The following is a 14,354-nucleotide window of genomic DNA, read 5'->3' as shown; positions in this document are numbered from 1 at the left end:
GGGTGTGGGGCGGGTTGGCAAGGGGCCGTTCGTCTGCTGGATCGGCTACGACCTGTGTCGGCCTCTTCGCGGGTACTGCGCCGCTCTCTGGCCTTGTGGTGCACCTGTGGGAGCGGGTTCACCCGCGAAGAGGCCGGCACATGAGACACTGGCCTTGTCAGGGCAAGGACCCCCATGGGATCCTCCCCGGCCATTGTTTCAGGTGAGCCCCCATGCCCAACACCATCCGCATAGCCGCGGCCCTGTTGATCGACTCCCAAGGCCGCACCCTGCTGGTACGCAAGCGCGGCACCCAGGCTTTCATGCAGCCCGGCGGCAAGATCGATGCTGGCGAAACCCCGGTGCAGGCGCTGGTGCGCGAGCTGCATGAGGAACTAGGCCTGCACATCGACCCAGCTCAGGCCGTGCACCTGGGCCGGTTCAGCGCCCCGGCCGCCAACGAGCCGGGCTTCGAGGTACAGGCCGAACTGTTCCGTGTCGACAGCGCCGCAGCCGTGCTGCCGGCCGCGGAGATCGAGGAGGTGGTGTGGCTGGCCGCAGACCAGGCACCCGCCATGCAGCTTGCACCCCTGACCCGCGACCTGATCCTGCCGCTATACCGCCAGGCCGTCAGCGCACCGCGCTGACGCCATCGAGGGTGGCGAACGAGGTGTCCTTGGCCGTGAGCAAGAAGTCGCGCATATATGGCGCATCGAGCATGTCGGTGCGCACGGCGGCATAAAGCGTGGCGAACAGGCCTTTCTCACCCAGGCGCTTGCCCTTCACATACCCGCGCGAACTGTACTCGTGCAGCGCCCAGTGCGGCATGCCGCACACGCCACGGCCACTGGCCACAAGTTGCATCATCATCACCGTCAGCTCCGATGTGCGCACGGCGGCGGGCTCGATGTCGGCTGGCTCCAGGAAGCGGGTGAAGATGTCCAGGCGGTCGCGCTCCACCGGGTAGGTGATGAGGGTCTGGTCGAGCAGGTCCTGCGGCACGATGTAGGGCTTGCTGGCCAACGGATGCTGGTTGGCCACCGCCAGCATTGCCTCGTAGGTGAACAGCGGCACGTAGGTGATGCCCGCCAGGTCCAGCGGGTCGGAGGTCACCACCAGGTCGAGGTCGCCGCGGGCCAGGGCCGGCAGTGGTGCGAAGGCAAAGCCGGAGGCCAGGTCCAGCTCCACCTCCGGCCAGGCATCACGGAACTGGTCGATGGTCGGCATTAGCCACTGGAAGCAGCTGTGGCATTCGATGGCCATGTGCAGACGACCGGCGGTGCCGCCGGCCAGGCGCGCGATGTCACGTTCGGCGCCGCGCAGCAGCGGCAGGGTGGCATCGGCCAGTTGCAGCAGACGCAACCCGGCGCTGGTGAAGCGGATCGGCTTGGTCTTGCGCACGAACAGCGGCAGGCCCAGGCGTTCTTCCAGTTCCTTGAACTGGTGCGACAGCGCCGACTGAGTCAGGTGCAGGCGCTCGGCAGCCTCCACGAGGCTGTCGGCCTCGCGCAGGGCATGAAGGGTTTTCAGGTGACGGATCTCCAGCACAGCTGACTCCGGTGAGTGGACTTGAGGAAACAGGGAATGAGTTGAGTTTCCCTCATGTTGCCGCGCCTGTCGACTGGGCGTACCGCCGCACCGCCTGGCGGGAGTCATCAAACTGTCACTGAACTGTGGCAGCGCGCCCGAACAGAATTCATCAGACTCGCGCTCTACTGGGGATCTGCATTCTGGTGTTTCTTTCATGCGGGCTTTTTGGCTTTTTCTTTTCTTTGTATTCGGCGTACCTGCAAGTTTCGCTGAACAGCGTTGTGACGCCCACGTGCCGGTGCAGCGTGCCGAGCTGGGCGCGGTCAGCCTTGTCTACCAGAGCGTCGGTGCGCCACGCGACCCGGCCTTGCTGCTGGTGATGGGCCTTGGAGGGCAGCTGATCCACTGGCCGGACGACGTGGTCGAAGCGTTGTGCCGCCAGGGCTTTCGGGTGATCCGCTATGACAACCGCGATGTCGGCCTGTCACGCTGGAACCAGTTGCCACCGACGGCCAACCTGACGGTCGAACTGCTGCGCTACAAGCTGGGCCTGTCGGTGGCTGCGCCCTATACGCTGACCGACATGGCGGACGATGGCCTGCGCTTGATGGATGCGTTGGGCGTGCGCCAGTTTCATGTGCTGGGGGTGAGCATGGGCGGCATGATTGCCCAGCACCTGGCTGCCATGGCGCCCGAGCGCGTGCGCAGCCTGACGCTGGTCATGTCCAGTTCAGGGGCGGCGGGGTTGCCGGCGCCGGATCCTGCGCTGGTGCAGTTGCTGGCCCGGCGCAGCGCGCCGAACCGCGAAGTGGCCATCGAGCAGCAGGCTGATCTGCTGGCGGCGCTGGGTAGCCCCGAGGTGCGTGACGACCGTGCGGCCTTGCTGCAGCAAGCGGCCGTGGCCTACGACCGGGCGTTCAACCCTGAAGGGGCCAAGCGCCAGATCATGGCGATACTGGCCGAACCGAGCAGGGTCGAGTTGCTTAACCAGTTGCGGGTGCCGACCCTGGTAGTGCATGGCACGGCCGACCCGTTGCTGCCGGTGATGCATGGCGTGCACCTGGCGGCGCATATCCAGGGCAGCCAGCTGCGTTTGATACCGGGGTTGGCGCACCGCTTCCAGGAGCCGTTCAAGGCGCCGCTGCTGGGGGCGGTGTTGCCCTACCTGCAGGCACATCGGCAGGATGTCACGCATATCGCAGGGCTCTGAATTTCCATGCTTCCAGGCTGATGCTATCCCCTGTAGGAGCGGCCTTGTGTCGCGAAAGGGCCGCAAAGCGGCCCCGGCAATATTCGTTGCGAAGCTGAAATCGGGGGCCGCTACGCGCCCCATCGCGACACAAGGCCGCTCCTACACGGACCGCGTCAGCCGACTGCCTCAGTGCATCCGCACCCACAGGGTCACCAGCACGGTCGCAGCCATCAGCCAGGCCACCGTGGCCAGCGCCAGCGATGCCTCAAGGCGCATGCGGTCGACCAGTACATACAAGGTCGCCAGGTACACGAAGTACGGAATGATCGACCACATGCCGAACAGGATGGTGGTCTTCAGGTCGGCAATGCTGCGCCCCTTGCCGACAATGTAGTGGGCAATCAGGGCGAAGGTGGGGAACAGCGGCACCAGCCCGGCGATGTAGTAATTGCGTGTCTTCGACAGCACCGCCAGCAGCAGCACCACACCAGCACCCAAGGCAGCTTTGAATACCAGGTCCACGTTGTCTTTCCAGGTTGGGTTGAGGTCAGCCGAGGCCGTATTTCTTCACTTTGTCGAACAACGTGGTCTTGGCCATGCCCAGCTCCTGGCTGGCCTGGCTCAGGTTGCCACCAGTACGTTGCAGGGCATCGCTGAGCAGGTTGCGCTCGAACGCTTCCACCGCCTCGGCAAAGCCCAAGCCTTGGCTGGCACCACCGCTGGGGCCTTTCTTGAACGCAGGCAGGCCGAGGGCATAGCGTTCGGCGACGTTGCGCAGCTCACGCACGTTGCCCGGCCAGTCGTGGGCCATCAGGCGCGACAGGGTCTGGCTGTCCAGCGCAGGTGTTTCACGGTCGAAGCGCAGGGCCGACTGCTGCAGGAAGTGTTCGAACAGCTGCAGGATATCTTCGCGGCGCTCGCGTAGCGGCGGCAGCTCCAGTGTCACCACGTTCAGCCGGTAATACAGGTCGCTGCGGAACTGGCCACTCTGGCCCATGGCATCCAGGTCAGACTTGGTGGCGGCGATCACCCGGCAGTCCACCGGAATGCTCTGGTTCGAGCCCAGCCGCTCCAGGGTGCGCTCCTGCAGCACGCGCAACAGCTTGATCTGCAGGTTGATCGGCATGCTCTCCACTTCGTCGAGGAACAGCGTGCCGCCGTTGGCGTGTTCGATCTTGCCGATGCGGCGTTTGCCGGCACCGGTGAAGGCGTTGGCCTCGTGGCCGAAAATCTCGCTTTCGAACAGGTTTTCCGGCAAGCCGCCACAGTTAAGTGCCACGAACGGCTGGCCCTGACGACGGCTGAAGTCGTGCAGGCAGCGGGCGACCAGTTCCTTGCCGGTACCGGTTTCGCCTTCGATCAGCACGTTGGCCGAGGTATCGGCGACGTTGGCGATCAGCTCGCGCAGATGCTCCATGGCCGGCGAACGGCCAATGATGCGCCCCTCCAGGCTGTTTTGCTCGGCCAACTGGCGGCGCAGGGCCACCACTTCGCGCGACAGCCCGCGTTGTTCGAGGGCGCGGCGCACCACGTCGACCAGGCGCTCCGGGGAGAAGGGTTTTTCCATGAAGTCGTAGGCGCCATTGCGCATGGCGCCCACCGCCATGTCGATATCGCCGTGGCCGGTGATCAGTACCACCGGCAGGCTGCGGTCGCGGGCCTTGAGGCGGTTGAGCAGCTCCAGGCCATCGATGCCCGGCAGGCGTATATCGCTGACGACGATGCCGGCGAAGTCGTCGCCGATGCGCTCCAGCGCCTGCTCGGCGCTGCCCACACCTTCACAGGCGATGTCTTCCAGGGCCAGCGCCTGTTGGCAGCCGAGCAGCACATGCGGGTCGTCTTCGACGATCAGGACGGTAAGAGGCGCTTGGTTCATGGGTGCTCTGCCGATTCGCTAGGGGGTGAGACCAGGGGCAGGGCCAGGACGAAGGCCGTACCGCCGCTGGCGGGATGCTCGACGTTGAGGCTGCCCTTGGCGGCGGCGGCAAGGCTCGCCGACAGGGTCAGGCCCAGGCCCAGGCCGTGTTCGCCCGGCTTGGTGGTGAAGAAAGGTTCGAACAGGTGCTTGCGCGCCTCGGCGTCGATGCCGTGGCCATTGTCGCGCACCTGCAAACGGTACTTGTCGCCCTGCAGCTCGCCCTCCAGCCACAGTTGCGGCAGCGGTTGGGCGGCCATGGCATCCAGGGCGTTGCCGATCAGGTTGACCAGGATCTGCTCCAGGCGGGTCTGGTCGATGGCAAGCTGCTGGTCCTCGAACTGATTGTGCAACTGCAGGTGGCAGGCGCTGATGCGGTTGGCCAGCACCTGCAAGGTAGCGTCCACCGCCTTGGCCAGCGAAGCCTGGCCACTGTCGTCGCTGCGTCGGGCGAACGAGCGCAGGCTGGCGGTGATTCGGCCCATGCGGTCGATCAGGTCGTTCATGGTACGCAGGTTGGTGCTGGCGGTTTCCAGCGCCCCGCGTTCGAGGAAGCGCACGGTGTTGCCGGACAACGTACGCAGCGCGGCCAGCGGTTGGTTCAGTTCGTGGGCAATGCTGGTGGACATCTGCCCGATGGCGGCCAGCTTGCCGGCCTGTACCAGTTCGTCCTGGGCGTGGCGCAGGGTCTGCTCGGCATGCCGGCGCTCGCGAATCTGGCCCTTCAGGCGTTCGTTGCTGGCACGCAGGTCGGCCGTGCGTTCGGTAATCCGTCGTTCCAGCTGGCTGTTGGCTTCCTGCAGGGCCTCGCGGGCTGCCAGGCGGGTGGCGATGACCTTGCGCCGTTCGTTCCAGGCGATGCCGAGGATCGCCAACAAGGCGAAGGCCACGCCCACCAGGATGCCCTGTACCATGGATTCGCGGCGCAGGTCCTGCAGTGGGGTCAGCAGGGTGAAATGCCAGGGCGTATCGACCAGGCGCCGGGTCTGGGCCAGGTAGGCCATTTCGCGGGCCTTGCCCTGTGCGGTTTCGCTGTTGGCCGGGAAGGTCAGCTTTTCCACACCATCGGCCAGGGTCTCCCGTGCCAGGGGCTGCAGTTCGTTCAGCGGCCACCAGTAGTACTGCAGGCTGCGAGCCAGGCGCTCCTTGATCTGCGGGGTCAGCGGGCGTACCGACTTCAGGCGCCGGGCAGGGTCGCTGGAGAGGATGATGATGCCGTTCTCGTCGCTGACGAACGCCTCCAGGCGGGCACGCTGCCAGCGCTCCTCGAGGGTGTCCAGGCGCACTTTGATCACCGCCACGCCAATGATCTTGCCATGCTCCTCCAGGCCGTGGGCCAGGTAATAGCCGGCCTCGCCGGTTGTACTGCCGATACCGTAGAAACGCCCGGGTTCGCCGCGCACGGCAGTCTGGAAGTAGGCCCGGAACGACAGGTCCTCGCCGAGGAACGAGTCGGCATCGCGCCAGTTGCTGGTAGCCTGGACACGGCCGTTGGTGTCGAGGACGAAGATGGCCCGGCTGCGGCTGCGCCGGTTCAGGCCTTCGAGGTATTCGTTGACGGTCTGCCGCGAGCCGCCGTCAGGGTCGGTGAGCAGATGCGAGACGCTGTCTTCCAGCTCCAGCAGGCTCGGCAGGTAGGTGTACTTGCTGATTTCGCTCTCGACCGTGCGCGCGTGCAGCTCCAGCTGGCGCTCGCCGTTTTCGCTGAGGGTGCGGATGCCGCTGCTCTCGCTGATCAGGTAGCCAGCCATTCCCAGGCCGACCATCAGCAGGATGATCAGTGGCGGTAACAGCAATTGGCGGAGCAGGCGGGATTTCACGGCAGGCTTGGCAGGGAGAAGAAGCGAAGGATCGCATTTCATCACAGTGGCCTTGTCACGGCCAGCGCCTGCTGCCCGAAGGGCAGCGGCGCCGACCGCTTCAGTGAAGCAAAATCAGTGTTGCAGGATCTTGCTGAGGAAGTGCTGGGTACGTTCGTGGCGGGCACTCGGGTTGCCGAAGAAGTCTTCCTTCTGGCAATCCTCGATGATGTTGCCTTTGTCCATGAAGATCACGCGGTTGGCCACCTTGCGGGCGAAGCCCATTTCGTGGGTCACGCACATCATGGTCATGCCTTCGTGGGCCAGCTCGACCATCACGTCCAGTACTTCGTTGACCATTTCCGGGTCCAGGGCCGAGGTCGGTTCGTCGAACAGCATGACGATCGGGTCCATCGACAGGGCGCGGGCGATGGCCACGCGCTGCTGCTGGCCGCCGGACAGCTGGCCGGGGTGCTTCTTGGCGTGGGCACCGAGGCCGACGCGGTCGAGCAGGGCCAGGCCCTTCTTGGTCGCTTCTGCTTCGCTACGGCCAAGCACCTTGCGCTGGGCAATGGTCAGGTTCTCGGTGATGGTCAGGTGCGGGAACAGCTCGAAGTGCTGGAACACCATGCCAACGCGTGAACGCAGCTTGGGCAGGTTGGTCTTGGGGTCGGCGATGGAGGTGCCGTCGACCACGATGTCACCTTTCTGGAACGGCTCCAGGGCGTTGACGCACTTGATCAGGGTGGACTTGCCCGAGCCCGACGGGCCGCAGACCACCACCACTTCACCCTTCTTGACCTCGGTGCTGCAGTCGGTCAGTACCTGGAAGTCCCCGTACCACTTGTTTACGTTCTTGATGGAAATCATACGGCGATCCTTTTTTGCAGGCGCTTGACCAGCCACGAAGCGGAGAAGCTGATGAGGAAGTACACGACACCGGCGAAGATCAGGAACTCATGGGAGCGCCCGATGATGTCGCCGTTGGAGCGTGCCGAGTTGAGGAAGTCCACCAGGCCCACGGTGTAGACCAGCGAGGTGTCCTGGAACAGGATGATGCTCTGCTGCAAAAGCAGCGGCGTCATCTTGCGGAAGGCCTGGGGCAAGATGATCAGGCGCATGGTCTGGCCGTAGGTCATGCCCAGGGCCTGGGCGGCGCCCATCTGGCCTTTGGAGATCGACTGCACGCCGGCGCGGACGATTTCGCAGAAGTACGCGGCCTCGAACATCATGAATGCCACCACGCAGGAGGTGAAAGCACCTACCGGGGTGTCCTCGCCGGTAATCCAGCGCAGCACGAATGGTACTGCCAGGTAGAACCAGGTGATTACCAGCAGCAGCGGGATCGAGCGGAAGTAGTTGACGTAGGCGCCGGCCACGTTCGACAGCAGCTTGCTCGACGACAGGCGCATCAGGGCCAGGATGGTCCCCAGTACAATCCCGCCAACCACGCCCATTATCATCAGCTGCAGGGTCATGACCATGCCTTCCCAAAGGGCAGGCAGGGCCGGGATGATTTCGCTGAAATCCATGTCCATTTATTTGCCCCCTACGGAAATCAGGCCGGGCACCGAGACTTTTTTCTCGACCATGCGCATCAGCAGCATCAGGCCCATGTTCAGGGTGAAGTAGATCAGCGTGGCCAAGGTGAAGGCCTCGAACAGGTTCGCCGAGAACTCAGCGGTCTGCTTGGTTTGTGCCAGCAGTTCCATCAGGCCGATCAGCGACGCCACCGACGAGTTCTTGAACACGTTCAGGAATTCCGAGGTGAGCGGCGGAATGATGATCCGGTAGGCTTGTGGCAGCAGCACGTTGGTGTAGATCTGCGACAGGCTGAAGCCCATGGCGCGGGCGGCGGCTTCCTGGCCGCGGGGCAGCGCCTGGATGCCGGTACGCACCTGCTCGCACACGCGGGCGGCAGTGAACAGGCCCAGGCAGATGACCACGCTGATCAGCGCCGAGGTGGTCGGGTTGAGGTCCTGCTTGAACCATTCCTGCAGGCCTTCTGGCAGCAGGTCTGGCACCAGGAAGTACCAGATGAACAGCTGCACCAGCAGCGGTACGTTGCGGAACAGCTCCACATAGGCGGTGGCGATACCCGATACCAAACGGTTCGGCACGGTGCGCATGACACCGAGGACCGAGCCCAGCAGCAAGGCGATGACCCAGGCGGAGATGGCGATGGCGATGGTCCAGCCCAGGCCGGTGACGTACCAGTCCAGATAGGTTTCGCTGCCCACGCCGGTGGACTTGAAGAACACGCCCCAGTCCCAGTTGTAATTCATCGGGATTTCCCCTCAGACGGTTGTTTCACGGGCACCTTCCAACATCCGAGGGCATAAGCCCTCGGATGAAAGGTTAGACACTAACGGGTGGCCTGCAGGTTTAATTCGCGCTTTGCAGCGCAACAGGCCATGGGCTGGTGGTCAGGACTTTTTCTCGTCCGCAGCCTTGTCGGTCGGCTCGGCGATCAGTTTCTTCAGCTCGTCGCTCATCGGGAACTGCAGGTTCAGACCCTTCGGCGGGATTGGCTGTTGGAACCATTTATCGTAGCTCTTGTTGACTTCGCCCGACTTGAAGTAGCCGACGATGGCGTCATCGACTGCTTTCTTGAAGGCCGCGTCATCCTTGCGCACCATGCAGCCGTAGATCTCGTAGGACTGCGGGGTACCGGTGATGACCCAGTCCGACGGCTTGCGAGCCTTGGCCATTTCGCCGGCGAGCAGGGCGTCGTCCATCATGAAGGCCACGGCGCGGCCGCTTTCGAGCATGTTGAAGGCTTCACCGTGGTCCTTGGCGGAAATCACGTTCATCTTCATCTGCTTGTCGGCGTTCATCGCCTTGAGGATGCGCTCGGAGGTGGTACCTGCGGTGGTTACCACGTTCTTGCCGGCCAGGTCCGGGAAGTCCTTGTATGCCGGCTGACCGTCCTTGACCTTGGTCAGCAGGCGGGTACCGACTTCGAAGATACCGACCGAGAAGCCGACTTGCTGCTGGCGCTCGACGTTGTTGGTGGTGGAGCCGCACTCGAGGTCTACGGTGCCGTTCTGCACCAGCGGGATGCGGGTCTGGGAGGTGACGAGGTTGTAGCGGACCTTGATGTCCGTGCCCAGCTGCTTCTTCAGGGCGTCGACGACAGCCAGCTGGATGTCATGCGAGTAGCCCACGGGCTCTGGCTTGCCGGCCAGGTAGGAAAACGGGATGGAGGAGTCGCGGTGGCCCAGGGTGATGGTGCCCGACTCCTTGATCTTCTTCAGGGTGCCGGTCAGTTCTTCGGCCATGGCCGGCGAAGCGATCACGGCGGCCGCGATGGCGGCGCCCAGCAATTGACGAACGATGCGCATCAAATTTTCCTCGACGTGTTTGTTTTTTTTATGGAGCCGTTGGCGGACTCTTCGTTCAACGAATACAGAAATAAACGATTGCATTCGGCTACCAAGTGTAGAGCATGAGTCGTGCCAAGCTCTGGCATTGATCATAACGCCTCGAATTCATTGGGAATCAACCTTTCGCACTCATCGTGTGACGGTAAGTTTCATTCGCCATACCGAATGAATAGCGGTTAATCGTTCGGAAATCCGAACGGATTGCCAGCCCTGCATCGCAATGCACGAGCGATCAGGACCGCTGCCATGCTGAGCCTGATCGCAGTGCTGCCAGCCTGGTCAGTGGGGCATGAGCCGCTCTTTCGGCGTCTGGTTCCAGCGCGCCCAGGCCTCGGTAGTGAGGGTGCGTATCAGCACTGACTCCTCGGCGGCAAGTTCGCGCATCAAAACCCTGGCCTGGTCTTCATAGCCCGCTTCCTGGCCGGCCACGGCCCGTGCCTCGAGCGCTTCCATTCGCTCGTGATAAGGCCTTGCGGTCGCCTCGAAACGGTCAGCATAGGTTTCTCGCAGGTAGTTCTGCCAGTAAGGGCGGCCTGCAAGCGCGTCCAGCATCGACAAGGTGCTGTAGCTTTGCAGTACTTCTATTTCTGCTGCATTCAGATCCCGCGTTGTCACGTGGGCGAATGATGCGAAGTGCATCTCATCCGGTGGTGCTGGCAAGTCAAGTGGCCCTGTCAGCCGCAGGCGATAGAAAAGCCGAACTTCGATTTCATCTACTCTGCGTCCTGCTTCGCGCAGGGCCTGGATGTGCCGGTTGGCAATATCGTCAAGCAGGTCCAGGCGGTGCAGCTGGCCGCCCAGATACAGCAGGCGGCTCTCTCTCATTTCCGCTGGTACTCCTTCGATGCCCTGGAAGGCCAGCACGCCCACTTCCATCTGATTGAGCAGCAGCAACAGGCGATCCTCGCAGGTACGCGGCCCGTCGGCCTCGCGAAACAACTGCTCGCGTAACGCTTCATTGTTTTCGCAGGCTTCGAGGATGTGCCAGAGACGGCGTCGAAAATGCCGCGGATGGGCCTCGAAGTCTTCGCTCTGGGCAAAGTCGGCCAGGAATCTGAACAGGCCTCCAGAGCCCGGCTCCTCGCTCAGGCGGTCCCAGGCTGCCTCCCGTTCTGCACGGAGGAGCTCGTTTCTGGACGCTACCCAGGTTGCACGGGTTTCTTCATCTATTGGCTCGTGGGCATACGACGCGCTGCCTCGGGCGCCTGTTTCGCTGGCACCCTGTGCTTCGTCCAGATACTCGATGCTGCCTTCGCTCAATGGATTGTCATGCAGGTTCAGCCTTTGCAGGCGCAGGCGCAAGCCGCGCATCTCGCGCTGCAACTCGCTGATTCTGTTGTCGCGCAAGTCGATATGGGTGCGTAGCGCTACGCTCTGGTGGACCAGGCCAATATCCGCCTGGCCCGTTGCTCGCAGGCGCAGGTCCCGCACATGTGGCAAGGCCGAGAGGTCGGGCATGCCGTTGAGGGGGTTGTAATTGAGTATCAGGGTATCCAGCCGCTGCAACTGAGCCAGGCGGCTGCTACCTGCTGCGTCCATCGCAATCAGGTTGTTGCTCAGGTTCAAGCGCCGTAGCTGGCTGAGGCCCTCGATGCCCTCGGGAACCAATGTCAGCTGGTTGCCGCTCAGGTCCAGGTCCACGACGTTGGGGAACAGCCTTAGGAAGCGCGCATCGATCTGCTGCAGGCGCATGTTGCGTAACGTCAGCCGGCGCACGTGTCGGTATTCCACACCCTCCGGCAGGTCTGGCAAGGCATCGATGTGCTCGCCGTCTATGGTCAGTTCATATTGGTCGTTGCCGTCCACCAGTTTGCGCCGCCAACTGCGGCGAAGGGTATCGGCTACCCGGCGTCTGCGAATGGCGTCGATCGGAGATTGCCAACCGGCCTGCCAGACCCGAAGTGTTTCGCGCAGGTCGGCAAGCTGGCGTTGCAGCGCCTGGTAATGGTCCCACAAGCTCTCCCCGCGCTGGCGGACTGCTTCGAGGTAAGCGTCCAGTTGCAGTTCGGAGAGTGTGGGGAATATTTGATGGATCCCTCGGCGAATAGCGCTTTGGCTGCTTTCACCACCGCCGCTGAGTGTATAGGCCAGCCTGCCGTCGGCGAAACGCCGGGGCGGCCTGATAGTTGCGCGGATGCCGGGCAGGTCGAGCAGGCTAGCCGTGGAGTCGCGATCCTGTTCGGCTGCCATGGCCAGTTTGTCGCGCAGTTCCCTGAGCTGCAGGTTGCGGTTCCCCAACCGGGTTTTCTGCTCGTCGTCCAGGCACCGCAGGAGCGCTGCCAGCAAGGACTTGCCCTGGGTTTCTTCGCCAGCCAAGGCGTAGCCTTGCTCATTTTTGACAATGGTGCGCACCTTCTGCGCGGTCTCGCTCTGGCTGGCGAATATCTGTAATCCCTCCAGGCCCCCGTGGCGTAATTCGACCCGTACTGAGTCTGGCCACGGGGCTTCCCGCTCGATGAGGCGTAGCGCCAGTATTTCGCTATCGGTGTTGGTCAGGTTCTGTAGGCGCAAGCCGAGACAAGCTCGGTCAATACGGCTGGCATGTTCATACCATCGTGCATGTTGCGCCATGCTCAGTGGTATCCGCCCGGAAGCATGCAACTGTTCTATCTGGGCGCTACTGCAATGGTCGATGACTTCCTGGGCGCCCCTTGGCGACAGCCCCCGAAAGGCGCCGATCAGCTTGGCCTGGTCGATGGATAGCGGTGTTTGCCATGCCTGAAGTTTTTGCTCGAAGGCCAGCCCTTTCAGGGTCGGATCCTGCTGGTGCAGCTTGATCCGGTCGTGGATGTCTAGCAGCCGCGCGGGTGGTGGAGCGTTCTCCAGGCAAAGTCGGCGCAGTTGGTCCACGGACAGGCCTGTGACCTGCAGAAGCATCCGGCCATGGTCTGACAACGTGTCGGCAAAGTGCTCCCCTTGCAGGCCTTCCAATAATACCGAGACATTTTCCTCGGCAGGCAGGTAGCGGAGGTTTCTGGTCAGCCTTACGCCGCGGCCGGGCAACACCGTTGGCGCAAGCCTGTCGACAAAAGGTATTCGTCGCAGCGTATGCAGCGCACCTGCAGTCAGGCCTGTGGTCGCCAGGCCCTGGGCTACGTTGAACAAGTGGTCCAGTGCACCTTGGCGATCACCTAGCTGCCAGTCCTGGTAGCCTTCGTAGACTTCATCGAGCAATTGCGCCGCGCTGACGACCAGCAGCAGGTCTCCCAATACCGGTACGACCAGAGCTGCCAGCCCCAGCAGGTCCAACCCGGCGCTGAGCATGCCCTGCAAGCGCTGATGTCTGCTCAGGCGGTCTTCGACGTCCGTGGGCACAGCCAGGTAGGCTGCATCATCGAACATTCGTCCGAGCAAAAGCGCTCGTACATGTGCGAACACATCCCCCTCTATGGGCAGGTTTCGCCCGTCGAGCTGCAGTTTCTTTCCAGGCGACGCTACCAGCCGTTGTGCAAGTTCCTTGTCGAAAGCGCTGGTGTCCCGCGCCTTGATGAAACGCTTGAAAAACCTGCGGAATGGCTGCTGTTTGAGGCGAGTGGCCAGGTCGCTGTACACATCGTTCCAACTGTCGTAAAAGCACAGGCTTTGCCCGGGGGCATCGGGTATCCAGACGATGATCTCGTCGATGTCGGCAGCCAAGGCAGGGCGCCATTCGAGAGTGATGACCCCCGTCACGCACTTGCCGAGCAGATAGAGTTGGCGAGGTGTCAGCGTGCCTTTGCCATAGGGTGTGAGCGCAGGGGTTTCCAGCATCGACCGCAGCCGAAGCAGATCCCGCTCATCCAGTTGCCGCTTGAACCTGGCCTCGTAAACCGCTGCTTGCATGCGCGTTCGTACGCCGGTTTCAAACAGGTGCCTTATTGTCGTGCGCGCCTGATCGCCCGGCTGGCCACGCCCAGCCTTGGGTTCGAGCACTGTCTTGAGCAGCACCTGATACTTGCCGCCCAGATCCAGCGAGCGGCACAGGCGAACGAATTGCTCGAAGGTCATGGCCAGCTTTTCGCCTTTCTCGTTTTCCAGATGCGCTTTACGCAACAGCCACGGTTCAGCTTCGTGTGCTTCGAAGTTATGCAGGGCGGCAGCCAGCAGGGTTTGTCGTGTGCTATGGATTACAGTCGGCTTGTAGAAATGCTCTGCGGCCGAAGGTAGTTGGAACTCTTCGCTCACGACCACGTGACCCCGTCGCGCGTCGATATGCCCCACTCTCTGCTCACGTAGCGCGCGTTCGAGCAGGGGCAGGGCGAAGTCTTCGAGGCGAGGGATTCTTTCGAGCAGATGGCGAAGCCTGTCCGCTGCCTGTTGTTGTGCACCCAAGGCCTTGCCGTAGGCTTGCAGGTGCGTTGTGTCGGCGCCGGTCAACCAGTCTGGCAGTTGCTGGGCGATCAGGGCGTCGACTGAATAGGACGGGTTGTATTCGGTGGGTGGCACGTGATGTTCTCCGGGGTTAGAAAGACCCCAGAGCATCACGCCGATAATGTGGTTTGGCGGTAGTTACTGCTGCGCCGAATGGCCCGCTTGACAGCCAGGCGCTTGCGCCTGGCGCGTGTGGGCGGGCC

11 protein-coding genes are annotated in these 14,354 nt (G+C 62.8%); 2 read left to right on the top strand and 9 right to left on the bottom strand.

Features of this window, described 5'->3' with window-relative positions; translation table 11 throughout:
* Positions 1 to 212: 212 nt before the first annotated feature.
* Positions 213 to 626, top strand: coding sequence for an NUDIX hydrolase (locus ACK56M_RS23415; protein ID WP_054573736.1), 414 nt, complete (start codon positions 213 to 215; stop codon positions 624 to 626).
* Here the strand turns inward: ACK56M_RS23415 and metR are convergent.
* Positions 610 to 1,527: a transcriptional regulator MetR gene (gene metR / locus ACK56M_RS23410; protein WP_003258025.1), complete on the bottom strand. Its 918-nt coding sequence runs from the start codon at positions 1,525 to 1,527 to the stop codon at positions 610 to 612. The genes ACK56M_RS23415 and metR overlap by 17 nt on opposite strands.
* Positions 1,528 to 1,723: 196 nt before the next feature.
* Here metR and ACK56M_RS23405 point away from each other — a divergent pair, with 196 nt between their 5' ends.
* A complete protein-coding gene (locus tag ACK56M_RS23405; RefSeq protein ID WP_024087669.1) occupies positions 1,724 to 2,719 on the top strand; it encodes an alpha/beta fold hydrolase in 996 nt (331 codons plus the stop codon).
* A gap of 168 nt (positions 2,720 to 2,887) precedes the next feature.
* Here ACK56M_RS23405 and ACK56M_RS23400 read toward each other — a convergent pair whose 3' ends face one another.
* The 8 genes from ACK56M_RS23400 to ACK56M_RS23365 all read right to left on the bottom strand — a co-directional run bounded on the left by ACK56M_RS23400 (position 2,888) and on the right by ACK56M_RS23365 (position 14,262).
* Positions 2,888 to 3,223, bottom strand: a complete 336-nt coding sequence (locus ACK56M_RS23400; protein ID WP_015271577.1) for a GlpM family protein — start codon at positions 3,221 to 3,223, stop codon at positions 2,888 to 2,890.
* Positions 3,224 to 3,248: 25 nt separating this feature from the next.
* Positions 3,249 to 4,526, bottom strand: a complete 1,278-nt coding sequence (locus tag ACK56M_RS23395; protein WP_243897564.1) for a sigma-54-dependent transcriptional regulator — start codon at positions 4,524 to 4,526, stop codon at positions 3,249 to 3,251.
* Positions 4,527 to 4,573: 47 nt separating this feature from the next.
* The gene (locus tag ACK56M_RS23390) at positions 4,574 to 6,478 is read right to left on the bottom strand and encodes a sensor histidine kinase (protein ID WP_015271576.1); all 1,905 of its coding nucleotides are present in this window, start codon (positions 6,476 to 6,478) and stop codon (positions 4,574 to 4,576) included.
* A 72-nt stretch (positions 6,479 to 6,550) separates the two neighbouring features.
* Positions 6,551 to 7,285, bottom strand: coding sequence for an amino acid ABC transporter ATP-binding protein (locus tag ACK56M_RS23385; RefSeq protein WP_015271575.1), 735 nt, complete (start codon positions 7,283 to 7,285; stop codon positions 6,551 to 6,553).
* Positions 7,282 to 7,953: an amino acid ABC transporter permease gene (locus tag ACK56M_RS23380; protein ID WP_013973970.1), complete on the bottom strand. Its 672-nt coding sequence runs from the start codon at positions 7,951 to 7,953 to the stop codon at positions 7,282 to 7,284. The genes ACK56M_RS23385 and ACK56M_RS23380 overlap by 4 nt, the downstream gene beginning before the upstream one ends.
* Entirely contained in the window at positions 7,954 to 8,700 is a 747-nt protein-coding gene (locus ACK56M_RS23375; protein ID WP_015271574.1) for an amino acid ABC transporter permease, read from the bottom strand.
* A 141-nt stretch (positions 8,701 to 8,841) separates the two neighbouring features.
* Positions 8,842 to 9,759 (bottom strand): glutamate/aspartate ABC transporter substrate-binding protein, encoded by a 918-nt coding sequence (locus ACK56M_RS23370; protein ID WP_015271573.1) that lies wholly within the window; start codon positions 9,757 to 9,759, stop codon positions 8,842 to 8,844.
* Between the two features lie 321 nt (positions 9,760 to 10,080).
* Positions 10,081 to 14,262, bottom strand: a complete 4,182-nt coding sequence (locus tag ACK56M_RS23365; RefSeq protein ID WP_411959095.1) for an NEL-type E3 ubiquitin ligase domain-containing protein — start codon at positions 14,260 to 14,262, stop codon at positions 10,081 to 10,083.
* Positions 14,263 to 14,354 lie beyond the last annotated feature (92 nt).

Origin of the sequence: Pseudomonas sp. s4 (genome assembly GCF_046764235.1) — a bacterium.
GTDB lineage: Bacteria > Pseudomonadota > Gammaproteobacteria > Pseudomonadales > Pseudomonadaceae > Aquipseudomonas > Aquipseudomonas asiatica.
Note: the sequence above shows the minus strand (reverse complement) of the source record. Positions and strands in the feature narration are given on the sequence as shown.